General features: G+C 53.4%; 21 protein-coding genes. 12 read left to right on the forward strand and 9 right to left on the reverse strand.

What is annotated here, in order from left to right:
• Positions 1-17: 17 nt before the first annotated feature.
• Positions 18-1949, reverse strand: coding sequence for a methyl-accepting chemotaxis protein (locus tag FBY13_RS18375; protein ID WP_109716827.1), 1932 nt, complete (start codon positions 1947-1949; stop codon positions 18-20).
• A gap of 156 nt (positions 1950-2105) precedes the next feature.
• Between FBY13_RS18375 and yjfP the strand changes: the two genes are divergently transcribed.
• The 5 genes from yjfP (at position 2106) to rplI (ending at position 4569) form a co-directional block, all read left to right on the forward strand.
• Complete coding sequence (gene yjfP, locus FBY13_RS18380; protein WP_145394833.1) at positions 2106-2855, forward strand: esterase; 750 nt, start codon at positions 2106-2108, stop codon at positions 2853-2855.
• A gap of 273 nt (positions 2856-3128) precedes the next feature.
• Positions 3129-3524, forward strand: a complete 396-nt coding sequence (gene rpsF, locus FBY13_RS18385; protein WP_063877403.1) for a 30S ribosomal protein S6 — start codon at positions 3129-3131, stop codon at positions 3522-3524.
• A 6-nt stretch (positions 3525-3530) separates the two neighbouring features.
• Positions 3531-3848, forward strand: a complete 318-nt coding sequence (priB, locus tag FBY13_RS18390; protein WP_013027390.1) for a primosomal replication protein N — start codon at positions 3531-3533, stop codon at positions 3846-3848.
• A 4-nt stretch (positions 3849-3852) separates the two neighbouring features.
• On the forward strand, positions 3853-4080 hold the full coding sequence (rpsR, locus tag FBY13_RS18395) for a 30S ribosomal protein S18 (RefSeq protein ID WP_000135199.1): 228 nt from the start codon (positions 3853-3855) through the stop codon (positions 4078-4080).
• A gap of 39 nt (positions 4081-4119) precedes the next feature.
• Complete coding sequence (gene rplI / locus FBY13_RS18400; protein WP_006120926.1) at positions 4120-4569, forward strand: 50S ribosomal protein L9; 450 nt, start codon at positions 4120-4122, stop codon at positions 4567-4569.
• A gap of 338 nt (positions 4570-4907) precedes the next feature.
• Here the strand turns inward: rplI and FBY13_RS18405 are convergent, their stop codons facing one another.
• Complete coding sequence (locus FBY13_RS18405) at positions 4908-5573, reverse strand: OapA family protein (protein ID WP_156506640.1); 666 nt, start codon at positions 5571-5573, stop codon at positions 4908-4910.
• Between the two features lie 220 nt (positions 5574-5793).
• Here FBY13_RS18405 and fklB point away from each other — a divergent pair, with 220 nt between their 5' ends.
• Positions 5794-6414 carry an FKBP-type peptidyl-prolyl cis-trans isomerase gene (gene fklB, locus FBY13_RS18410; protein ID WP_063877400.1) on the forward strand — a complete coding sequence of 207 codons (621 nt, stop codon included), beginning with the start codon at positions 5794-5796 and terminating at the stop codon, positions 6412-6414.
• Positions 6415-6449: 35 nt separating this feature from the next.
• On the opposite strand, the gene FBY13_RS18415 is transcribed toward fklB, so the two are convergent.
• A complete protein-coding gene (locus FBY13_RS18415; protein WP_145394834.1) occupies positions 6450-8390 on the reverse strand; it encodes a bifunctional 2',3'-cyclic-nucleotide 2'-phosphodiesterase/3'-nucleotidase in 1941 nt (646 codons plus the stop codon).
• A 294-nt stretch (positions 8391-8684) separates the two neighbouring features.
• On the opposite strand from FBY13_RS18415, the gene cysQ reads away from it, so the two are divergent.
• The gene (cysQ, locus tag FBY13_RS18420) at positions 8685-9428 is read left to right on the forward strand and encodes a 3'(2'),5'-bisphosphate nucleotidase CysQ (RefSeq protein ID WP_109716830.1); all 744 of its coding nucleotides are present in this window, start codon (positions 8685-8687) and stop codon (positions 9426-9428) included.
• Between the two features lie 40 nt (positions 9429-9468).
• On the opposite strand, the gene FBY13_RS18425 is transcribed toward cysQ, so the two are convergent.
• Positions 9469-10026: a YtfJ family protein gene (locus tag FBY13_RS18425; protein ID WP_186440837.1), complete on the reverse strand. Its 558-nt coding sequence runs from the start codon at positions 10024-10026 to the stop codon at positions 9469-9471.
• 313 nt (positions 10027-10339) lie between these two features.
• On the opposite strand from FBY13_RS18425, the gene FBY13_RS18430 reads away from it, so the two are divergent.
• Positions 10340-10546 carry a DUF1107 domain-containing protein gene (locus FBY13_RS18430; RefSeq protein ID WP_003855513.1) on the forward strand — a complete coding sequence of 69 codons (207 nt, stop codon included), beginning with the start codon at positions 10340-10342 and terminating at the stop codon, positions 10544-10546.
• A 32-nt stretch (positions 10547-10578) separates the two neighbouring features.
• Here the strand turns inward: FBY13_RS18430 and FBY13_RS18435 are convergent, their stop codons facing one another.
• A complete protein-coding gene (locus FBY13_RS18435; RefSeq protein WP_063877397.1) occupies positions 10579-11898 on the reverse strand; it encodes a hemolysin family protein in 1320 nt (439 codons plus the stop codon).
• 513 nt (positions 11899-12411) lie between these two features.
• Here FBY13_RS18435 and FBY13_RS18440 point away from each other — a divergent pair.
• The 3 genes from FBY13_RS18440 to FBY13_RS18450 are packed head-to-tail and all read left to right on the forward strand — an operon-like array spanning position 12412 to position 18247.
• On the forward strand, positions 12412-14127 hold the full coding sequence (locus FBY13_RS18440) for an autotransporter assembly complex family protein (protein ID WP_172823915.1): 1716 nt from the start codon (positions 12412-12414) through the stop codon (positions 14125-14127).
• Entirely contained in the window at positions 14124-17891 is a 3768-nt protein-coding gene (locus FBY13_RS18445; RefSeq protein WP_145394836.1) for a translocation/assembly module TamB domain-containing protein, read from the forward strand. The genes FBY13_RS18440 and FBY13_RS18445 overlap by 4 nt, the downstream gene beginning before the upstream one ends.
• Before the next feature lie 2 nt (positions 17892-17893).
• Positions 17894-18247 (forward strand): gamma-glutamylcyclotransferase, encoded by a 354-nt coding sequence (locus FBY13_RS18450; RefSeq protein ID WP_063877394.1) that lies wholly within the window; start codon positions 17894-17896, stop codon positions 18245-18247.
• A 73-nt stretch (positions 18248-18320) separates the two neighbouring features.
• On the opposite strand, the gene ppa is transcribed toward FBY13_RS18450, so the two are convergent.
• The 3 genes from ppa to FBY13_RS18465 all read right to left on the reverse strand — a co-directional run bounded on the left by ppa (position 18321) and on the right by FBY13_RS18465 (position 19872).
• Entirely contained in the window at positions 18321-18851 is a 531-nt protein-coding gene (gene ppa, locus FBY13_RS18455; RefSeq protein ID WP_063877393.1) for an inorganic diphosphatase, read from the reverse strand.
• A gap of 100 nt (positions 18852-18951) precedes the next feature.
• Complete coding sequence (locus FBY13_RS18460) at positions 18952-19401, reverse strand: DUF441 domain-containing protein (protein WP_063881038.1); 450 nt, start codon at positions 19399-19401, stop codon at positions 18952-18954.
• Positions 19402-19461: 60 nt separating this feature from the next.
• Positions 19462-19872, reverse strand: a complete 411-nt coding sequence (locus FBY13_RS18465; RefSeq protein WP_063881037.1) for a lysozyme inhibitor LprI family protein — start codon at positions 19870-19872, stop codon at positions 19462-19464.
• 176 nt (positions 19873-20048) lie between these two features.
• Here FBY13_RS18465 and FBY13_RS18470 point away from each other — a divergent pair, with 176 nt between their 5' ends.
• Positions 20049-21608 (forward strand): methyl-accepting chemotaxis protein, encoded by a 1560-nt coding sequence (locus FBY13_RS18470; RefSeq protein WP_096011238.1) that lies wholly within the window; start codon positions 20049-20051, stop codon positions 21606-21608.
• A 34-nt stretch (positions 21609-21642) separates the two neighbouring features.
• Here FBY13_RS18470 and fbp read toward each other — a convergent pair whose 3' ends face one another.
• Positions 21643-22650 carry a class 1 fructose-bisphosphatase gene (gene fbp / locus FBY13_RS18475; protein WP_145394837.1) on the reverse strand — a complete coding sequence of 336 codons (1008 nt, stop codon included), beginning with the start codon at positions 22648-22650 and terminating at the stop codon, positions 21643-21645.
• Between the last annotated feature and the right edge of the window lie 64 nt (positions 22651-22714).

The raw sequence follows: 22714 nt of genomic DNA on the forward strand, positions 1-22714 counted from the left end.
CCACTGGCTCGCAATCATCACGACTTGATTGAGAACACGCTGACTAACTGTGTCAAATGATGACCTTTGTCACTCAGGCTCTGCGCCGTCTGTTCTGCCTGTGCCACCAACTCGCTATTTTGATGCGTCGCCTGGCTAATCTGGTTCATCGCCAGGTTTACCTGACCAATGCCCGCCGACTGCTGTTGCGCGGCCACGTTAATTTCACCCATCAATGCCTGTACCTGCTCAATATGCGTCACGATATTACTCATCGCATCCCGGGTTTGCTCGGATAACGTATGACCTTCCGCGACGTGACGTATCGAAGTCGCAATCAGCGTATCGATTTCTTTTGCTGCCTGAGCCGAACGCTGTGCCAGCGCGCGCACCTCGGCGGCCACCACGGCAAATCCGCGACCGTGTTCACCTGCACGCGCGGCTTCAACGGCGGCATTCAGGGCCAGAATATTGGTCTGGAATGCAATGGACTCAATGACATGAGTAATGTCAGCAATGCTCTGCGACGATACGTTAATCGCCGACATGGTACTGACCGAGCGCGTCACCGTCTGGTTGCCGTTATTCACGATACCGCTGGCTTCGGCGACCAGAGACATCGCCTGACGCAGGCTATCGGCGGTGTGCTCAACGGTTGCACCAAACTGCTCCATGCTGGCCGATGTCTCTTCGACACTGCTGGCCTGGCGTCCAATCTGCGCACTAATGTTGTGGCTGCTGGCCGCAATCGTATCCGTGCCGTCGCTGATCTCCTGCGCGGCGCTGCGAACCTGAGCGACAATTTTCTCCAGACCTTCGCCAATACCGTTGATCGCGTTAATCAACTGGCCAACTTCGTCATGGCGCCTGGTGTCCAGGTGCTCCAGCAAATTACCGGCGGCATACTGCTCGGCTAAGTGAATAACCTGTTGCAATGGGCGCGTGATGGCGCGGCGGCTGTACCAGACAAAGCAGGGGGCAAACAGCAACACCAGAATCAGTCCGGTGATAAGAAACATATTTCGGCTGTGAATAACCGGTGCCAGCAGGCTGTCACGATTAACTTCACCGACCACAATCCAGTTCCAGCCGGGTAACTGTTGCCAGGCCAGCATCCTGGCTTCACCGTCGATCTCGGCTTGCTGCACGCCCTCGGGCTGGGTCAGCAGCTGCTTCATGACGCTATCCTGCCAGTCTGGACGTTTGCCTTCGTTCTGTTTATCAAACAGATACTGACCTTGCGCTGCGCCCGGCGATCCGTTTAGCACATAAAAATGTCCGCTATCGCCAAGACGGCGAGCCAGCACTTTTTCGCGCATCAGGCCATACTGTTTGTCGATCTGTACGCCGACAAATAAAATCGCGATGACGGTGCCGCTGTCGTCTTTTATCGGTTGGTACTGGGTGATGTAGCGGTGGTCAAATAAGGTGGCCAGTCCGCGGTAGGTTTCCCCCTTCGTCACGCTTTTCCAGGCGGCACTGGCGCGGTCCAGTTGGGTACCGATCGCCCGGCTACCATCCTGCTTTTTCAGTGAGGTTGAAATCCGGATGAAATTATCACCATCACGGACAAAGATGGTGGCGACTGCCGCGGTGCGATCTGTAAAATCATCAACGGCAGTCTGATCAAGGTTAAGGGTTTTAAGTCCGGCGCGCAGCGTCGGGGTGGAAAACTCACCAACCTGAATACGTGCGGTTTCATCACGGCTGAAGCGCTTAGGTAAAAAGCTGACGAAGAGCTGAGTGTAGTTGCCCACTTCCTGGGTCAGCGTCGCATTAAACATGGACGTCATTTCAGTGATGCCCTGCACCTGATTGACCATGTCATCTACGGCAAGACTTTCCAGCTGGCGTGAAGCATTCTGGCTTTGAATAAGTGTCAAGGCCAACAACAAAACGCCTACACTGAAGGACGTTATGACGCACAGCTTCACTCCGAGGCTAGTGCGGCTAAGAGAGAAACGTTTCATAGAATACCTTTGTTTTCTTGTCAAATATGCATTAACAACGGCAGCGCAGCGGAAATGTTTAGTTAAGAAATTATTACTATTGTAATGTTGAAAACCCTCACCCAGCTTCTGTTCGCTGGCGAGGCGTCCTAATCAGCCCCTGTTTCAGGAGAAAAAATGATAGAACTCACCACGGAAAGGTTTGCAGGTATTGAATGTCTGCATGCGGCACCTGCGGGCCAGCGCCAGCAGCGACTGCCAACGGTAGTGTTTTATCATGGCTTTACCTCGTCGAAAGAGGTGTACGCCTACTTTGCTGTGGCACTGGCACAGGCGGGATTTCGTGCGCTGATGCCCGACGCCGATATGCACGGCGCGCGCTACAATGGCGATGCCGACACGCGGTTTACGCATTTTTGGGACATTCTTAAACAGAACATCGATGAATTCCCGTTGATAGAAACGGCGTTGCGCGCCGACGATCTGATTGCCGGTGAACGTCTTGCCGTGGCGGGCGCTTCCATGGGCGGCATGACGGCGCTGGGCATTATGGCGCGCTATCCGCATATTCACAGCGTCGCCTGTATGATGGGTTCCGGCTATTTTATGCAGCTCAGCCAGACGCTTTTCCCTCCCGTCACGGTGACGAGCGAAGAGCATAAAGCCCTGTTCACGAAACGCATGGCTCCGCTGGCGGAGTATGATCCTTCAAACCGCCTGCCGAATCTTGCGAACCGGCCGCTCCTGTTATGGCACGGCGAGGCTGACGAAGTGGTGCCTTTCGCGGAAATCCAGCGGCTGGATCGCGCTCTGCGCGAACAGGGGCTTGATGCTCATCTGATCACCTTGTCTGAAAAGCATATCGGCCACAAAATCACGCCGTCGGGCCTGACCGCGCTGGTCAGCTTTTTCAAGCGTCAGCTGTAGCCGTCAACGCCATCACCTCCTGCGTCTGCCACGGTTTATCGCCCTGTTCCCGCTTTCCGCACAAAAGGGCGGGAAACAGGGCGATTTCCGACCATTTACATGAAATCCCCGCTTGAGTTTGTCCGGCGTCGCCAGTATGATTACGCGTCAATTTTTCAGCTGCATTCAGAGGTGTGTGTCATTTCAATGATTCACAACCTATAACGTTCCTTGCTTCCGTGGGCCGCAGCTGACCCTGACAGGAGGCTGAATAATCCGTAAGGAGCAATTTCGATGCGTCATTACGAAATCGTATTTATGGTTCATCCTGACCAGAGCGAACAGGTTCCGGGCATGATCGAGCGTTACACTGGTGCTATCACTGGTGCAGAGGGCACGATCCACCGTCTGGAAGACTGGGGCCGTCGTCAGCTGGCTTACCCGATCAACAAACTGCACAAAGCACACTACGTTCTGCTGAACGTAGAAGCGCCGCAGGAAGCGATCGATGAGCTGGAAACGAACTTCCGCTTCAACGACGCCGTTATCCGTAGCATGGTTATGCGCGTTAAAAACGCGGTAACTGAAGCATCACCGATGGTTAAAGCGAAAGACGAGCGTCGTGAGCGCCGCGAAGATTTTGCTAACGAATCCGCTGATGACTCAGATGCTGGGGATTCTGAAGAGTAATCCATCGTGACGGTTAATCGGCTGCGCTTGTCTGGCACTGTGTGTAAGACGCCAGTTCGGAAAATTAGCCCGTCAGGAATTCCGCACTGTCAGTTCGTGCTTGAGCACAACTCGGTGCAGGAGGAGGCCGGATTTCACCGGCAAGCCTGGTGTCGAATGCCTGTTATTATTAGCGGCAGCGCCCATCAGGTGATTACTCAACATATAACGGTCGGCACGCAACTCATTCTCGAAGGCTTTATCAGCTGCCATCAGGCGCGAAATGGTCAGAGTAAAATGGTGTTACATGCCGAGCAGATTGAATTGATAGATTCTGGAGACTAGCCAAATGGCACGTTATTTCCGTCGTCGCAAGTTCTGCCGTTTCACCGCGGAAGGCGTTCAAGAGATCGATTATAAAGATATCGCAACGCTGAAAAACTACATCACTGAAAGCGGCAAGATTGTACCAAGCCGTATCACTGGTACTCGCGCAAAATACCAGCGTCAGCTGGCTCGTGCTATCAAGCGCGCGCGTTACCTGTCTCTGCTGCCGTACACTGATCGTCATCAGTAATCGGCAACTGTCCATTAACGACTTTAAGAGGATAAGGTAATGCAAGTTATTCTGCTTGATAAAGTAGCAAACCTGGGCAGCCTGGGTGATCAGGTTAACGTTAAAGCGGGCTACGCTCGTAACTTCCTGGTTCCACAGGGTAAAGCTGTTCCTGCTACCAAGAAAAACGTTGAATTCTTCGAAGCACGCCGTGCAGAACTGGAAGCCAAACTGGCTGACGTTCTGGCAGCATCAAATGCGCGCGCAGAAAAAATCAACGCACTGGGCACCGTTACCATCACGTCTAAAGCAGGCGATGAAGGTAAACTGTTCGGTTCCATCGGTACTCGCGACATCGCTGACGCTGTAACTGCAGCTGGCGTTGACGTGGCTAAGAGCGAAGTTCGTTTACCGAACGGCGTTCTGCGCACCACCGGTGAGCACGAAGTGGACTTCCAGGTTCACAGCGAAGTATTCGCGAAACTGATCGTGAACGTAGTAGCAGGTTAATTTTATTAATCTGCCGCACCTGAACGCCGACACTTGTGTCGGCGTTTTTGTTTTAAGCCCTGAATAACCTTCCTTTTGCCCGCTTGCCGCACCGCACAAGCATCGACATGTTCAACACAGAATGCAGCGCTATTTTATTGTTGGCCAACCGGGTGCCAAATCTCTGTCTCTGTCTCTGTTCCTGTAGCCGGAACGCTGCGCCCGGCGCGCTTTCCTGCCGAGGCTGAAATCATCCTGTCTCTACTTGCGCTGCGGGTCTGCGTGGGAAGCGTGCTGGTAAAGAACATCAAACAACCGTGTTAGCGCCCATCCAGTGGCGTTTCGCCACCGGTTGTCGCTTATTCCACGCGCAGAAAGCTGCCGTCTGGCTGGCGGGTAAACAGCACCGGGCCGTTCGTACCATCCAGTGTTAATCCTGTTACCACACCTTTCGCATCCCGACGTACTTTCACCTGTTGACCTTCTTTCAGCGTACTGAGCGGCTGACCGTTGCCCTCCACGCGCGCCATCGCAAACACGTCATTAACCGGGAGGTTATTGTCGCGGAACAGCTGCGCCAGCGTCTGCCCGGAGGCGATTTGGTAGCTGCGCCAGTCGCCCTGCGAATCGGCTTTTGCCTCCGGCTGGGAGGTGGATTTAGCGGGTTTGTTATCATAAATGTCCGCCTGCATCGGTACCTCTTTTTCAGCCGATGGGGTAACGGGACGCTCTACCGGATACTGCGGTGTGCTGGACGGCCAGAGGAAGGCCAGCAACAGGATGAATACGGCAATCACAATTCCACGGCGGTGCAACGCCGGCAGCGGGTCCATCCAGCGAATATCGTCTGTAAAATGCCAGAGGCGATACAGCCAGTTTGGCAGGCGAGACGGGACGTCTGAAGTCATATCGGGTTCCTCCGCTCCGGCACCTTGCGGCTGCTTTCGTTGCGGCAGTCGAGCTTGTAACCGGGTTAACATACGCCGTGCGAGCATCCTGCGGCGACGAGGGGCAATCTGGCCCATATTTTCTCTCTTTCTTATTGTGCCACTGATAAGGGGAAACGTGTCACTTATACAGTATGGGCAATGTGGACGCGAAGTGCCTGCCAGCATTGATAAATTTGACCTGCGTATTGTTTCTCTTTCGCCAGCAAAAGTCATCTACGACGCTGCGGATTTTACGCCAGCGGCCTGCGCTGCTATGCTGCCCGTCTTACTATATCCGAGAGTGAAAGGAACGAAGATGACTACCCCTTCTTTCGACAGCGTCGAAGCACAAGCAAGTTACGGTATTGGTTTACAGGTTGGCCAGCAGCTGCTGGAGTCTGGTCTGCAGGGGCTGCAGCCAGAAGCACTGCTCGCGGGCCTGCGCGACGCGCTGGAAGGGAACTCACCCGCGGTGCCTGTTGATGTAGTTCACCGCGCGCTGCGTGAAGTTCATGAGCGGGCTGAAAGCGTGCGTCGTGAGCGCGTGGAAGCGATGGCCGCAGAAGGCCAGGCTTTCCTGCAGCAGCATGCCCAGCGTGAAGGCGTCAGCAGCACCGAGTCAGGTTTACAGTTCAGCGTGATTACCCAGGGCGAAGGCGCGATTCCTTCCCGTCAGGACCGCGTACGTGTGCACTATACCGGCAAACTGATTGACGGCACCGTATTCGACAGCTCCGTTGCCCGTGGCGAACCCGCTGAATTCCCGGTGACTGGCGTGATTGCAGGCTGGATCGAAGCGCTGACGCTGATGCCTGTTGGCTCTAAGTGGGAACTGGTGATCCCGCACGACCTCGCTTACGGTGAGCGCGGTGCCGGTGCTTCCATTCCGCCGTTCAGCACCCTGATTTTTGAAGTTGAACTGCTGGAAATCCTGTAAAGGATAAGGGCGGCGCCGTGCCGCCCTTAGTTATTTTACTGCTGTAGATTTACCTGCCAGATAGCAAATCCCGTCTCGTCATTCCCTGTTGCCTTCATCGGATATTGCGCATACTGCTGAATAAAGCGAGTTGCTTTATCGCCAGGTGCGGTCTCAAAGCGAATATCAAGAGGCTGTGCGCTATGTATCGCGGCCAGTCGCCAGTTATGATCGGCCTGCGGACGGACCTCGCCATTCTTTTTGGTTTCTGCACTGATATAAGCCGCCAGTATTGCGCGATTCTCATCCGGCGAGGCAAAAGCAATGTACTTATCGCCTGTTCCGGCAAATTTTCCGCTGTAGGCCCGGTAGTTATTGGTCGCCACCAGGAAGGTCGCTTTAGGATCGACAGGTTTCCCCTGCCAGCGCAGATCTTTAATGCGTGAAGCATCAGGATGGATCAGTTTGCACTCTTCGTCGTAACGGGCCGGTTGTGTCACATCAATTTGATAGCTGACACCGTCGATAACGTCGAAGTTATAGGTGCGAAAATCCCAGTTGATCAACGGCTGCGTCCGGCTGCTGGCAGGATCGATCTGATTAAACTGGCCCGCAGAGCATTCCAGCCACTCTTTCACCTGTTCGCCGCTGACTTTCATCACCACCAGGGTGTTGGGATACAAATAGAGGTCGGCCGCATTACGGAACGTCAGGTTGCCTTTCTCGACCTCCACATAGCTGGCAGGATCGTTCTTGCGCCCGCCGGCTTTAAAGGGGGCCGCCGCTGACAGCACCGGCAGCTTCGCCAGGTCGGGATCGCCCTGAATAAAATGTTCAACATAGGCACGCTGCGCATTATTCACAATCTGTACGGTCGGATCGTCCTGAACCAGTGACAGATAGCTGTACATCACATCAGCCGATTTGCCGATGGGCTGAGCTACAAATTCGCGGGTAGCATGATGATCGTCTTTCAGAACCTTAACCAGTGCGGGATCTTCAGCGGCCAGCGATTTTTTATGGGCGGTGTCATAGATGGGGCGCGCCTGTGCTGTACCGCCAGTGACCTGCCAGCGACCACCACCGTTGCTTAGCACCAGATCTACCACACCCAAATGATCGCCCCACATGCCTGGCATCACCGCAGGAATACCGTTTAGTGTGCCTTTGTCGATATCCGCACCTTTGATCCCGGCAAACTCCTTGCCCGGGAACACGGCATGCGCATGACCAAACATAATGGCATCAATGCCCGCAACTTCGCTGAGGTAGTAGACAGAGTTTTCGGCCATCGCCTGATAGGGTTCGCTGCTCAGGCCCGAGTGGGCTAGGGCGATAACCACATCCGCGCCTTTCGCTCGCATTTCTGGCACGTAGCGGCGTGCGGTTTCAGTGATGTCATCCACCCGGACGTTGTTCTGCAGGTTCGTTTTATCCCACACCATAATCTGCGGGGGAACAAAACCGATATAGCCTACCTGCAAAGTATGCGTTTTCCCGTCACGATCGGTCACGCGAGTGGGTTTAATCAGATAAGGGGTAAAAAGGGGCTTGCCGCTTTTAAGATCGATGACGTTTGCATTGACATAGGGAAAACGCGCGCCCGCCAGTGCCTTGTGCAGATAGGGCAGACCGTAGTTGAATTCATGGTTACCCAGCGTACCCACGCTATAGTCCAGCGTGTTCATGGCTTTATAGACCGGATGAACATCGCCCTGTTTAAGTCCTTTGGCTGCCATATAGTCGCCTAATGGACTGCCCTGAATAAGGTCGCCATTGTCCACTAATACGCTGTTGGTGACTTCCTGACGTGCTGCATGGATCAGCGACGCCGTGCGCACCAGACCGTATTTTTCTGTGGGCGTATCTTTGTAATAGTCGAAGTCCATCATATTACTGTGCAGATCGGTTGTTTCCAGCACGCGCAAATCCACGGTGGCTCCCTGTACTGCAACTGAAACGCTCAACGCCAGTAACATCATTCCCGCCTTAAACATGCTCTCTCCCAAAGCTAAAAGATCAAGGCTACAAAAATAATGTAAAAGTCTGATGAAAGGGCAGATTAAATCGTGATGGATGTAACGTTTTGAGCCTGCCATCCGTCGGGCTCGGGCCGTCGATCTCATCGCTTAAGCCGAATAAGATCGTTGCTATTTCTGTCTATTGTGTTGATATAGCTGAAAAATGATTCAGAATGTTTGCCTGAAATCAGCGGTAAGCGTGAAGCTGCTAGACTGTACTCCAACGGGTATGACAGTTAACGCGTAGCATTCGCATACATGAGGTGAAAAATGTTAGAGCAAATAAGCCAACTGGCGCGTGAAGCAGGCGACGCGATTATGCAGGTCTACAACGGTTCTGTTCCGGCAGAGATTTCCCACAAAGCGGATGATTCTCCTGTCACGGCGGCAGACCTGGCCGCTCATGATGTGATTGTATCGGGCTTAAAACGGCTGACGCCGGATATCCCGATCCTGTCAGAAGAAGATCCGCCTGGCTGGGATGTCCGCCAGCACTGGCAGCGCTACTGGCTGGTCGACCCGCTGGATGGCACCAAAGAATTTATCAAACGTAACGGTGAGTTTACCGTGAACATCGCATTGATTGAGCAGGGTAAGCCGGTCATGGGCGTGGTTTACGCGCCCGCACTGGGCGTGATGTATTCCGCCGCAGAGGGCAAAGCCTGGAAAGAAGAGAACGGAGAACGACAGCAAATTCATGTGCTTGATGCGCGTCCGCCGTTAGTGGTGGTGAGTCGTTCACATAATGACGATGAAGAGATGCAGGAATACCTGAAGCAACTGGGTGAACACCAGACGGTTGCGACCGGCTCTTCCTTGAAGTTTTGCCTGGTGGCTGAAGGTAAAGCCCAACTCTATCCGCGTTTTGGGCCAACCAACATCTGGGATACCGGTGCAGGCCATGCCGTAGCCGCTGCTGCGGGTGCGCACGTACATGACTGGCAGGGAAGAACGCTGGACTACGCGCCGCGTGAGTCTTTCCTTAACCCGGGCTTTCGCGTTTCACTGTTTTGATGCAGTGCGGGAGGCATCAGCCTCCCGCCTTCATCTTTATCTACTCTTGCAACAGCGACCTTAATAAGGTCATCACCTGCTCAACCTCCTGCTGAGACAGGGCACCATCTTTAACGTATTTAACCTGGCCTGTTTTATCCAACACCACAATAGCCGAGCCGCCCTGCTGCAATTGCCAGGCGTGCTGCACGTTACCCTGGCCGTCGACAATAAACTGCGACCACGGATACTGCTGCTTATTACTGTGAATACTGCTGCGGACAAACATGCTGGTGCCGGGAATAGCATCATCGGTGTTAACAATCGTGGTGGTCTGATAGCGATCGTGAGGCAACCTGGCTGCCTTAATTGCTTCAACCAACGCAGCGTTCATCTCTTTCGCTGATGAGCGTCCGGCAATATGTTGTACCACCCGCACTTTTCCACTTAGCTGGGCGCTGTTCCAGTTTTTATAACTGAATTTTTCCTGCTGTAAAATCAGCTCGCCTTTATCATTAACGCCTACCGCCGGCACACGTTTTCCCAGCTCGATATCGTGAGCCAGCGCGCTGACGGGAATCAACAGTGATAAAGCCAGTGCTGCCAGAGTTACACGCATCATCATCCTCTCCAGTGATCAGACCAGTTAGTCATTCAACTGTAATAGTAAGCAGGGATGATGCGCCTGTCTCAAAAAGCTGTCAGCTTTGTTATCAACTACACAATTCCGTAACGAATGAAGGTTTATACTGAATAGTGAAAAGTAAATAACAGAGTATTCTGTAATGTTCTGTCAGAACGGTAAAAAAACTTATTTCTTATCGTGCGAAGTAAACAGAGTGTTCTATAGTTTATCTCGAATTCGCGCTTCATGGACCCGTACCGAATTTGGCAACGGTGAAGCGTGCTTAAAAATGAAGGAGTTAATCAGTATGAAAATCTTCCAGCGCTATAATCCACTACAGATAGCAAAATATGTTAAGACGCTGTTTAAAGGAAGGTTATACATCAAGGATGTTGGCGCATTCGAGTTCGATAAAGGTAAAGTCCTGATCCCACGGGTCAAAGACAAACAGCACCTGAGCGTGATGTCAGAAATTAACCGCCAGGTCGTTCGTCTCAAGCTAGAGTTCAACTAAAAAACAGGGCGCCGATGGCGCCCTTAGTCTTTCTATTCTTCGGTTTTTGCCACATTCAGCATTGGCGGTCGTTCATCAATCCGCGTTACCAGCAGCTGGTCAATTCGGTAGCTGTCGATATCCACCACTTCAAACTTGTAGCCTGCAAACTTCACAAAGTCCGTCCGTTTCGGGATCTTGCGCAGCATATACATCATAAAGCCGCCAATCGTTTCGTAGTTACCCGACTGCGGAAAATCATCGATATCCAGCACGCGCATAACATCATCAATTGGCGTACCGCCTTCCACCAGCCAGGAATTCTCGTCACGCGCGACAATTTGCTCTTCCATGCCCTGGCCTACCAGGTCGCCCATCAGCGTCGTCATGACATCGTTAAGTGTGATGATGCCGACCACCAGCGCATACTCGTTCATGATGACCGCGAAGTCATCGCCTGCCGTTTTAAAGCTTTCCAGCGCCTCAGACAATGTCAGGGTATCCGGTACGATAAGCGCAGAGCGGATTTGAACGCCGCTGTTCAGCGCCATGCTCTGATTACCCAGCACGCGCAGCAACAATTCTTTGGAATCAACGTAGCCGACAATGTGGTCAATATCGCCATTACAGACCAGGAATTTGGAGTGAGGATGTTGAGCGATTTTGGTTTTCAGGCTGACTTCATCTTCATGCAGATCGAACCAGACGATGTTTTCACGTGAGGTCATGGATGAAGGTACGGTGCGGGATTCCAGTTCGAATACGTTTTCGATCAGCTCATGTTCCTGTTTGCGCAGTACACCAGCCAGCGCGCCTGCTTCCACAACCGCATAGATATCATCTGAGGTGATATCGTCTTTGCGCACCATCGGCAGTTTAAAGACGCGAAAGAACACGTTGGCCAGACCGTTAAACAACCACACCAGCGGGCGCATCACCAGCAAACAGAAGCGCATGGGATTGATAATCCGCAGGGCAATGGTTTCGGGCGCGATCATGCCGACCCGTTTCGGCGTTAAGTCGGCAAACAGAATAAACAGGCTGGTTACGATGGTGAACGAGCAGATAAAGCTGAGTTGTTCGGCAAGGTCATGTGACACAAAACGGTTGAACAGGCTGGAAAAGGCCGGCGAAAACGCTGCATCACCCACGATACCACCGAGGATAGCCACGGCATTCAGACCGATTTGCACCACGGTGAAGAACATGCCAGGGGTTTCCTGCATTTTCAAAACGCGCTGGGCGTTGATGTTGCCCTGGTCAGCAAGAAGTTTCAGCTTAATCTTGCGGGCGGCGGCCAACGAGATTTCCGACAGAGAGAAAAAAGCACTGATTACTATCAGTAGCAGAATGACAAGTAGGCTATCAAGCATATGAGATCCAAAGAGTTATTCACTTGTCATTTTTGGCCTGGGCAGCGTGCGGTTTATGCGCTCATTCCCTGTAGTGGCGACTTAAGGGGAGCTATCCGTGCCAAAAATGTCTGCGCCCATTCAACAATATCAGTGAGGTGCAGGGGCAGAAATGAAGACAGGCGGGATGCCTGCGGTGGGTGATTATAGCAGCAGCGACGATGCCGCCGCCAGAGGGCAAACGATGGCTCTCTGCGTGAGTATTTATTGTCTTGTCCTCCCCCGCGCCGATAAGCAGGCAAACCGCGAAGCGCCCAGGACGTTACAACGCCGTTGTAACCTAAGTGGGTTTTGCCGACAATAATGCTCAATTTGGCTTAGATCTCGTTGTACACTGCCAGTTGGCAAAAAGTGCGGCTATGATGAGTGAGTTGCCGTCGCGATTGTATCGGTAACGAGGATTAACACGCGCCCTGTGGAATGGGGCAGGCATGACAGACAGGAGTACAAGTGCCACGATTTTATGTTTATTGCATGACGGGTTTGCTGCTCGTCGCGCCCGCCTTCGGGGCGGCACCGGTTCGACTACAGCTGGAAGGGCTAACCGGAGAACTGCAAAAAAACGTCAGGGCACGCCTGTCGACCATTAGCAGCGACGAAGTCACCAACGACGGCCGCTTTCGCTCTCGCGTCTCTTCGGCGATCAAAGAGGGACTCCGCGCGCTTGGCTATTATGAGCCGGATATCGACTTCGAATCGCGCCCCGCGCCTCCTCAGGGCGGCCGTCCGGTGTTAATCGCCCGTGTTACGCCTGGTCAGCCGATAAAAATTGCGGGCAGTACGATTGTCGTCACCGGTCAGGCGAAAAACGATGCGGATTATAAAAACTGGATTGCGCAGGGGCGGCCCAAAGTCGGGACGGTGCTTAACCACGGTCAGTACGATAAATTTAAAAGCGGCTTTACCAACCTTGCCCTGCGTAACGGCTATTTCGATGGTGAGTTTGAAAAAAGCCAGTTAGGTGTTTCTGTTGACCGCCATGAAGCCTTTTGGGATCTGGACTACAACAGCGGTCCGCGTTATCGCTTTGGTGATGTCACCTTTGAAGGCTCGCAGATCCGCGAAGCTTATCTGCAAAATTTAGTGCCCTTCAAAGAGGGGGATTACTACAGTTCCCGCGATCTGGCTGAACTTAACCGCCGTCTTTCCGCGACCGGCTGGTTCCAGTCAGTGGTGGTTGCGCCCGAGTTTAAGCAGGGCCGTAAAACCAAAGTTCTGCCCTTAAATGCCGTGGTGTCACCCCGCGCTAAAAATACCATTGAAGCCGGTGTCGGTTACTCGACGGATGTTGGACCGCGCCTGAAAGGAACGTGGAGAAAACCCTGGGTTAACGATCGGGGCCACAGTATGGCCGCCAGTGCCTATGTTTCCGCGCCCGAGCAACAGGTCGATCTCAGTTACAAAGTCCCGTTGCTGAAAAGCCCACTGGAGCAGTACTACACCTTTTCCGGCGGTCTGAAACGCACCGATCTTAACGACACCAAAGCAGATACCAGTACGCTGGCGGTATCGCGCAACTGGGACAGCAGCAGCGGCTGGCAAAGAGCCCTTAACCTGCGCTGGAGCCTGGATCACTTTACGCAGGGTAACGTCACCAATACCACGATGCTGCTCTATCCCGGCGTCAGTCTGAACCGCACCCGTTCACGCGGCGGCTTAATGCCAACCTGGGGCGATTCGCAGCGTTATTCCGCAGATGTGTCCGATACCACCTGGGGTTCGGATGTCGATTTCTTAATCCTGCAGGCGCAAAACGTCTGGATTCGCACGCTGGGTGAAAAGAACCGTTTTATTGCCCGCGGTACGGTGGGCTGGATTGAAACCAACGACTTTGACAAAGTGCCGCCGGATCTGCGCTTCTTTGCCGGTGGTGACCGCAGTATTCGCGGTTATAAATATAAAAACGTCTCTCCACGTGACAGTGACGGCAAGCTGACAGGCGCATCCAAAATGGTTACCGGCTCGCTGGAATATCAGTACAACGTCAGCGGCAAATGGTGGGGCGCGGTGTTTGTCGACTCAGGCGAGGCGGTCAATGACATTAAGCAAAGCAATGTAAAAACCGGCGCAGGTATTGGGGTGCGCTGGTCATCACCGGTGGGGCCCATTAAGTTTGATATTGCCCGCCCCATTGGGGATAGCGAGGAGCATGGTGTGCAATTTTACGTAGGGTTGGGGCCTGAACTATGAAGCGCTGGAAAAAGGTCCTGATTGGCTTTCTGATTTTTTTGGTCTTGCTGTTTGCGGGTTTGGCATTTTTGATTGGTACGACGCCGGGATTACATCTGGTGTTAAACGGCGCGTCGCGCTGGGTGCCGGGCTTGTCGATCAACAAAGTGGACGGCGGCTGGCGTAATCTTACCCTTAGTGGATTGCGCTATGAGATGCCTGGCGTCAGCGTTAATGCGGGCACTATCCATCTGGCTGTGGATCTCAACTGCCTGCTGCACTCGTCGGTCTGTGTTAATGATCTGACGCTGAAAGATATCAGCGTGGTGGTCGACAGCAAAAAGATGACGCCGTCGACGGCACCCCCGGAAGAAGAGAGCGGCACCAGCAATCTCAGCACACCTTATCCGATCAGCCTGCGTCATGTGGGCCTGCACAACATCAGCGTGAAAGTCGATGAGAGCGCTATTTCGCTGGCGGATTTTACCACCGGCTTGCAGTGGCAGGATCGTGCCCTGACGCTGAATCCCACCCATATCCAAAGTTTGCTGATAGCGCTGCCTAAAGCGGCGCAGGTGGCTAAAGAGCAGGTGGTGCAACCCAAAATACAACAGCCTCAGCCGGATGAGAAGCCGTTGGGCGAAACCTTGCAGGCGCTGTTTGCAAAACCGCTGTTGCCCGCGCTGCCCGACTTTCAGTTACCGCTGGATATTGATGTACAGGAAATTCTGGGCGAGCAGCTACGCATCACCGGTGATACTGATATTTCGGTTAGCCGACTGCGGGTGAAGGCGAAAACGCTGGACCGCCATATGCAGTTGCAAACGCTGGAGGTTGACTCAAATCTGGGCAAGCTGAACGGCGGTGGTCAGGCTACGCTTGCTGACAACTGGCCCGTTGATTTTGCCCTGAACGGCGAGGTGAACGTTGACCCTGTCAAAGGGGAAAAACTCAGTTTGACCTTAAAGGGGGCGATGCGTGACGAGTTGAAACTGGCGCTGAACCTTTCCGGCCCGGTACGCGCACAACTTGATGCCAGCGCTCAACCCGCCGTGGCTGGTCTACCGCTGGCGTTAAACCTGACCAGTCCGCAGTTGCGCTGGCCGCTGACCGGGGCGATTCAGTATCAGGCCGATAACCTTAACTATCAGTTCAAAGGCAAGGCGACAGACTATGTCATGTCTCTGCGCACCTCGGTCAAAGGGGAATCGGTGCCGCCTGCTACGGTCGCGCTGGATGGCAAGGGCAACGTGCAACAGTTCAGTCTGGATAAGCTGCGTGTGGCGGCGTTGCAGGGCAACATCGATCTCACCGCGCTGGTGGACTGGAGCAAAGCCATCAGCTGGCGCAGTGAGTTGACGCTGGACGGCATCAATACCGCGCGCCAGTATCCTGACTGGCCGGCTAAACTGGACGGTAAGATTACCACCCGTGGCAGCCTGTATGGTGGCAGCTGGCAGGTGAGCGTACCGCAGCTGATGCTAAAAGGTAACGTTAAACAGAACGCGGTAAGCGCTGACGGCACCTTACGGGGCAACAGCTACAACCAGTGGGATATCCCCGGCATCAAGATAGCGCTGGGACGTAATCATCTGGATGTAAAAGGCAGCCTGGCCGATACACTCAACCTGGATGCCAGCGTTGATGCTCTGCATCTCGATAATGCGCTGCCGGGGCTGGGCGGGGTGGTCAAAGGGGATATCAAGGCACGGGGTACGCTGAAAGCGCCACAACTGCTGGCCGATCTTACCGCCACCGGTTTACGCTGGCAGCAACTGCTTGTCCGCCGCATCACCCTGAAGAGTGATGTGCGCTCCAGCGAGCAAATCGCCGGTAAGCTGCAGTTGCGGGTTGAGCAGTTGACGCAGGATGCACTTAATATCAGCCTGCTGACGCTCAATGCCGATGGCGATGAAAAGCAGCACCAGCTCAAACTCAACGTGCAGGGCAAGCCGGTGTCAGGCCAACTCGCGCTGACAGGCAGCTTCGACCGTCAGACCGAGCAGTGGAAGGGCAATCTGAACAATACGCGTTTTGATACGCCGGTGGGTGAATGGCGACTGACGCGCGCCATGGCGATCGACTATGTCAATCAGAAACAGACTGCCACTATTGGCCCGCACTGCTGGCAAAATCCCAATGCGCAACTCTGTGTGCCTGAACCCATAGAAGCCGGGCCAGATGGTCATGCTCATGTGGTGTTAAACCGTTTTGACCTTGCGATGTTAAAACCTTTCCTCACTAACCAGACACAGCTGAGCGGCGTGTTTAGCGGGGATGCCCGAGTAAACTGGACGGCGGACGGCAAACTGCCGACCGGCAGCCTGGCGCTGAAGGGCAACGGCGTTAAAGTCGCGCAGGATGTGCAGGGCAATACGCTGCCTGTCGCCTTTAACACGCTTAATATCAATGCCGCACTGCGCGATGGACGGGCGCAGCTCGACTGGCTGATTCGTATCGTCAACAACGGTCAACTGGATGGCAATGTGCAGATCACCGATCCGCAACAGCGCCGAACGCTGGGCGGTAATGTGAATATCCGCAATATCTCCCTGGCGATAATCAATCCGGCGTTGATGCAGGGCGAAAGCATTAAAGGCAACCTGAACAGTAACCTACGCCTCGGCGGAACGGCACAGCAGCCCCAGGTCTTTGGTCAACTCGGCCTGAAAGATGTGAATGTGAAAGGCAACTTCATGCCGGTGGATTTAACCCGCGCCAGCCTCAATATGGTGTTTAACGGCATGAGCTCAACCCTGAATGGTCTGCTGCAGACCGCGCAGGGCAATATCAACCTCACGGGTGATGCGGACTGGAGCCAACTGGATAACTGGCGGGCACGTGTCGCCGCCAAAGGAAGTCGGGTACGGGTTACGGTGCCGCCAATGGTGCGGATGGATGTCTCGCCGGATGTGGTCTTTGAAGCCACGCCAGCCGCCTTTAACCTTGACGGGCGGGTGGATATTCCCTGGGCACGCATTACGGTACAAGAGGTGCCAGAGAGCGCGGTGGGCGTCTCCTCTGACGAGGTCATGCTGGATAAAAACCTTAAACCGATTGAGCCTCAAACCGCTTCAATACCGATTAACAGTAACCTGATTATCCATGTCGGCAACGACGTGCGCCTGTCCGCATTTGGCCTGAAAGCGCGACTGAATGGCGACCTGAAAATGGTACAGGATAAATCAGGTCTTGGACTGAACGGACAGATCAACATTCCTTCCGGCCGTTTCCATGCCTATGGCCAGGATTTGATCGTACGCAAAGGTGAACTGCAATTCGCTGGGCCACCGGATCAGCCTTACATCAACCTGGAGGCGATTCGTAATCCGGATGCGACAGAGGACAGCGTGACGGCAGGCCTGCGCGTTACCGGACTGGCGGACGAGCCGAAAGTTGAAGTGTTCTCGGACCCGGCGATGTCACAGCAGGAAGCCCTTTCTTACCTGTTACGGGGTCAGGGACTGAAGAGCGACGGTGACGGTAATGCACTAACTTCAGCGTTAGTGGGGTTAGGGGTTGCACAAAGTGGTCAGGTTGTGGGTAAAATCGGCGAGACATTCGGCGTCAGTAACCTTGCTCTTGATACCACCGGCGTTGGCGACAGTCAGCAGGTGCAGGTCAGTGGCTATGTACTGCCGGGTCTACAAGTAAAATACGGAGTGGGCATCTTTGATTCACTGGCAACGTTAACCTTACGTTACCGCCTGATGCCTAAACTCTATTTGGAAGCCGTGTCCGGTGTGGATCAGGCTCTTGATTTGCTTTATCAGTTTGAGTTTTAGCAATGCGAATAATTGTCTATGGCAGTTTACGGCGCAAACAGGGAAACAGTCACTGGATGACACACGCGCAATGGTTGGGTGACCATCAGATTGAGGGCTATGAACTCTACAGTCTTGGTCACTATCCCGGCGTGGTTAATGGCGAAGGAAAGGTATATTGCGAAGTATACCGGATTGATGCCTCCATCCTCGCCGAGTTAGATGCGCTTCGTACTAAAGGTGGAGAATACAAACGTCATCTGATTCAGACGCCGTTCGGTAGCGCATGGCTTTATGTCTATCAACGTTCAGTCTCAGGACGCCAGCGTATCATGAGTGGTGACTGGCTGAAGCGTGATGAGGAGTCGAAAGCCTGAATAAAAACACCGTCCAGTTGGACGGTGTTTTTATCTGTTCAGCTGAGATGAATCACGCAGCCTGGAAACAGAATTACTTCTTAGCCGCACGCTCGAAAGAAGAGATGATTTCGGCTTTTGCCGCTTCAGCGTTATCCCAGCCGTCAACCTTAACCCATTTGCCTTTTTCCAGATCTTTGTAGTGCTCAAAGAAGTGGGTGATCTGCGCACGCAGCAGTTCTGGCAGGTCGTTCACATCTTTAATGTGATCGTACTCTTTGGTGAGCTTGGTGTGCGGAACGGCAACCAGTTTGGCATCTTCTCCTGACTCGTCGGTCATTTTCAACACGCCAACTGGGCGGCAACGGATGACTGAGCCTGGCTCCAGTGGGTACTGGGTTGGTACCAGCACGTCGACCGGATCACCATCCAGCGACAGGGTATGGTTGATGTAACCATAGTTGCACGGATAGAACATCGCAGTGGACATGAAGCGATCCACAAACAGGGCACCAGACTCTTTATCAACTTCATATTTGATCGGATCGGCATTGGCCGGGATCTCAATAATTACGTAGATATCTTCTGGCAGGTCTTTACCTGCTGGCACCTGGTTCAAACTCATCGGGTATTCCTTTAGTCGTCGTATGTTGAGTGTCGGTTATTATAGCCAACTGACTGTGAAAGTCCGCCCCCTTTTTGGCGTTTCAGAATGCTCCTCAACGCTATTTGGCGGTGATAAACAAGGAAACAATGCCCGCAGCAATCAGTGGCCCTACCGGGACGCCACGGAAAAACGCCACACCAATCACCGTCCCCATTAACAATCCGCCAATAACGGAAGGCTGTACGCTCATAAAACTCACGCCACGTCCGCCCAGCCAGGCGACAAAAATGCCCACCAGAATCGCCACAATCGACTGCCAGCTGGCAAAGGACTTCAGCAGGGATGACGCAGGCAGCGAACCGCTCGCCAGCGGTGCCATGACCGCCACCGTAAGAATGATAATGCCTAACGTAATGCCCTGTTTTTCCACGTAAGGAAAGAACTGTGCCAGCGGAGTCAGTTTAATGGCCAGCAGAATCAATATAGAAAGGGTTACGGCGGTGTTGTGAACAAAGTAACTCAGCACGGCAAGGCCGATTAAAATAAGCGTGGAGGCATAAGCAGCCATGATTTTTTCCTGCAGGTAAATGAAAACGTCGGCGAATAGCCAGTAACGAACTGACATTAATCAACAATCGTCGGGGTTAGCGCAACTGCCTTTGTTTAAAGATTGCAGCATCAGCGTTTGATCGCGCACCAGCGCAATGCCCTGTGTGCCGAGCGCAACGGACCCCAGCGTGCCCTGGGTGCTGAGCTGGCTGCGGCTGGCGGCCAGCCAGGCATCACGATAGCTGAGCCAGGCCCGCTGTGCCGCACGCAATTTATCCTTGGGTTCACCGCTTAATTTTTTCATCAGTAAACCGTACTGGGTGTTCATTTCCTTATCCCAGCCTTTCATGGCGCTGTCATTACACTGCACCATTGCAAGCGTGGTGCTGGCTTTATTAAGGCACTGATTTAGCTGAAGATCGATATCGGACTGCTGCGCGAATGCGCCTCCGCAGTTAACCACCAGCGCCAGTATTAACCCTCTCTTCATGCTTTTCCTCTTTGGCTTACCCACATAACCGGTCAGTTTCATTAACAGGTTAACGGTAATAGAGATGTTAATCATCTATTGACGTTAAAGTTTAGCCAGGTCATTGCCGATACTTTCTCCGTTTAAGGGTTGTCGAAATTATTTCGCCTTTTACTACTCATACGGAAACGATCAAGATGAAACAGTTATCACTGCGCACGGGGTTGCTGGCGTTGCTGGCGTTCATGACACTGCTGCTGTTGGCGGTGAGTGTGATGGGCATTGTGGCAATTAATAAGGGGAATCGTTCGCTGGATGTGGTTAACCGCATTCAGGGGATTGAGTTAAACAGCTTGTATCAAAGTAATGCCGATTTAATGCGCGCACGTGCCAGTGCTGCGCTGGCAGTGCGTAAAATTGAGATTGGTTTACTGGATGAGGGAGCAAGCATCACCAAAACCGCGCAGGCGGATGTGGTGGCATCTCAACAGAATCTTAAGCGTTTTGTTGATGCCGGTACGGTGACTGCCGAAGGGAAGATTATGGCCGATGCGATTGCATCAAGCTATAAGGACTACCTTGATCAGGGCATCCTGCCGATGATGAAGGCGCTGGATAAACAGTACAACGATGAATACTACCAGTTGCTGGAAGGCAAACTGGAGCCGCTGTCAGTGAAATACAGCAATGCGGTAGAAACCTTCGGTAAAAAAGCCGATGAAATTACGCATGCGCAGTTGGCTGAAGCCCAGCGTAACGAAATCATGATGAAGGTGCTGATTGCCATCGCCGTGCTGCTGTCACTGCTGCTTCTGGTGCTGGCCTGGGTACTGTTACGCCGTATGCTGCTGACGCCGTTAAACAACGCGATTACTCACCTGGAGCAAATTGCGGCGGGCGATTTGTCCCAGGCCTTACCGCTGGCGGGCAATAATGAACTGGGCCGACTGAATAATGCGCTGGCAGGCATGCAGCACGCGCTGCGTGAATCGGTTAATCAGGTCCGTGAAGCCGGCCTGAAGATCGATATCGGCAGCCGTGAACTGGCGGCAGGCAACGTGCATCTTTCTCAACGTACGGAAGAGTCCGCTGCATCGCTGGAGCAAACGGCTGCCAGCATGGAGCAGTTGACGGCCACCGTCCGTCTCAACGCCAGCAACGCCCAGCAGGCACATCAGCTGGCTAACGCCGTGTCTGACAGTGCCGATCGCGGTGCGGAAGTGGTGAATTACGTGATGGAAAAAATGCATGAAATCACCGACAGCGCTAACCGCATCGGCGATATCCTGAGCGTGATTGACGGCATTGCTTTCCAGACCAACATCCTTGCCCTGAACGCGGCAGTTGAAGCGGCACGCGCCGGAGAACAGGGACGCGGTTTTGCCGTCGTCGCCAACGAAGTCCGTACGCTGGCACAGCGCAGTGCCAGTGCGGCCAAAGAGATTCGTACGCTGATCAGCGACTCACAAACGCGGGTCAAAGAGGGCAGTGAAATGGCGACGCGCGCGGGCGAAACGATGGATGAGATCGCCGGTGAAGTCATGCGGGTTACGGCGCTGATGAAAGAGATTTCCATGGCCTCAGAAGAACAGAGTCGTGGTATCGATCAGGTCAATCATGCAGTGACGCAAATGGATGAAGCAGCGCAGCAGAACGCGGCGCTGGTGGAACAGGCAACCGCCGCGACCCATTCACTGGAGTCGCAGTCAGAGCAGTTACAGGCTGCGATGGCACAGTTCAGGCTACAGCAGTCGTAAACCAAAAAGGGCGCGAATATCGCGCCCTTCGTCTTTAGCCCTGACGGCAGTCGGGGAACTCACCCAGGAAACGCTCCACGTCCTCTACCATGGCGGTGTTGCCACAGTAGAACGGACAACGCTGGTGCAACGTGATCGGTGGAATATCCAGAATACGGTTTTGACCATCGCTGGCTTTACCGCCAGCCTGCTCAGCCAGGAATGCCATTGGGTTGCACTCATAGAGCAGGCGCAGTTTACCCTTAGGATGGCTGGCAGTGCTTGGATAGAGATAGATGCCGCCCTTCAGCAGGTTGCGGTGAAAATCCGCCACCAGAGAACCGATATAACGTGAGGTGTAAGGACGATGAGTCGCCACGTCCTCTTCCTGACAGAATTTCAGGTATTTTTTCACGCCCTGCGGGAAACGAATGTAGTTACCTTCGTTAATGGAGTAGGTATAACCCACGTCCGGATAGGTCATACGTTCATGGCTCAGGCAGAACACACCCAAAGACGGATCGTAAGTAAACGCATGTACGCCACAACCGGTGGTGTACACCATCATGGTGGATGAGCCGTAAACCACGTAACCGGCGGCAACCTGCTTATTACCCGGCTGCATAAAGTCGGCTTCGACAACCGGCGTACCCGGTTCGCTAACGCGACGATAGATAGAGAAAATGGTGCCGACAGAGACGTTAACATCGATGTTCGACGACCCATCAAGCGGGTCCATCAAGACGACGTATTTCCCGTTTTCTTCGCCTTCAAAGATCACAAACTCATCTTCTTCTTCAGAGGCGATACCGGCAACGATGCCACGTGCTTTCAGTGCTGCTTTGAGTTTTTCATTGGCGAACAGATCCAGTTTCATCTGCTGCTCACCCTGAATATTCTCAACGCCGCTGGCACCAAGAATATCGACCAGACCGGCTTTGTTAATATCACGGTGAATAATTTTAGCGCCCAGCTTAATGGCTGAGATAAGCGCCGTCAGTTCACCTGTGGCGTGCGGAAAGTCGTGTTGCTTCTCGACGATAAATTCGCCCAACGTTTTCATAACACATTCCCTGAATCATCGATGGAGTGGCAGCGGCATACTTAACTGCCCGTGGATGCGTACG

This window comes from Pantoea sp. SJZ147, from assembly GCF_007828605.1.
GTDB lineage: Bacteria > Pseudomonadota > Gammaproteobacteria > Enterobacterales > Enterobacteriaceae > Pantoea > Pantoea allii.

Bases quoted from the DNA above. Each gene is read 5' to 3' on its own strand.
- FBY13_RS18440 (WP_172823915.1), top strand. From the start codon at position 12,412: ATGACGGGTTTGCTGCTCGTCGCGCCCGCCTTCGGGGCGGCACCGGTT.
- rpsR (WP_000135199.1), top strand. From the start codon at position 3,853: ATGGCACGTTATTTCCGTCGTCGCAAGTTCTGCCGTTTCACCGCGGAA.
- ppa (WP_063877393.1), bottom strand. From the start codon at position 18,851: ATGAGTTTGAACCAGGTGCCAGCAGGTAAAGACCTGCCAGAAGATATC.
- FBY13_RS18450 (WP_063877394.1), top strand. From the start codon at position 17,894: ATGCGAATAATTGTCTATGGCAGTTTACGGCGCAAACAGGGAAACAGT.
- FBY13_RS18415 (WP_145394834.1), bottom strand. From the start codon at position 8,390: ATGTTTAAGGCGGGAATGATGTTACTGGCGTTGAGCGTTTCAGTTGCA.
- fbp (WP_145394837.1), bottom strand. From the start codon at position 22,650: ATGAAAACGTTGGGCGAATTTATCGTCGAGAAGCAACACGACTTTCCG.
- FBY13_RS18465 (WP_063881037.1), bottom strand. From the start codon at position 19,872: ATGAAGAGAGGGTTAATACTGGCGCTGGTGGTTAACTGCGGAGGCGCA.
- FBY13_RS18460 (WP_063881038.1), bottom strand. From the start codon at position 19,401: ATGGCTGCTTATGCCTCCACGCTTATTTTAATCGGCCTTGCCGTGCTG.
- FBY13_RS18375 (WP_109716827.1), bottom strand. From the start codon at position 1,949: ATGAAACGTTTCTCTCTTAGCCGCACTAGCCTCGGAGTGAAGCTGTGC.
- FBY13_RS18445 (WP_145394836.1), top strand. From the start codon at position 14,124: ATGAAGCGCTGGAAAAAGGTCCTGATTGGCTTTCTGATTTTTTTGGTC.
- FBY13_RS18405 (WP_156506640.1), bottom strand. From the start codon at position 5,573: ATGGGCCAGATTGCCCCTCGTCGCCGCAGGATGCTCGCACGGCGTATG.
- FBY13_RS18425 (WP_186440837.1), bottom strand. From the start codon at position 10,026: ATGCGTGTAACTCTGGCAGCACTGGCTTTATCACTGTTGATTCCCGTC.
- FBY13_RS18430 (WP_003855513.1), top strand. From the start codon at position 10,340: ATGAAAATCTTCCAGCGCTATAATCCACTACAGATAGCAAAATATGTT.
- FBY13_RS18470 (WP_096011238.1), top strand. From the start codon at position 20,049: ATGAAACAGTTATCACTGCGCACGGGGTTGCTGGCGTTGCTGGCGTTC.
- rplI (WP_006120926.1), top strand. From the start codon at position 4,120: ATGCAAGTTATTCTGCTTGATAAAGTAGCAAACCTGGGCAGCCTGGGT.
- FBY13_RS18435 (WP_063877397.1), bottom strand. From the start codon at position 11,898: ATGCTTGATAGCCTACTTGTCATTCTGCTACTGATAGTAATCAGTGCT.
- yjfP (WP_145394833.1), top strand. From the start codon at position 2,106: ATGATAGAACTCACCACGGAAAGGTTTGCAGGTATTGAATGTCTGCAT.
- cysQ (WP_109716830.1), top strand. From the start codon at position 8,685: ATGTTAGAGCAAATAAGCCAACTGGCGCGTGAAGCAGGCGACGCGATT.
- rpsF (WP_063877403.1), top strand. From the start codon at position 3,129: ATGCGTCATTACGAAATCGTATTTATGGTTCATCCTGACCAGAGCGAA.
- fklB (WP_063877400.1), top strand. From the start codon at position 5,794: ATGACTACCCCTTCTTTCGACAGCGTCGAAGCACAAGCAAGTTACGGT.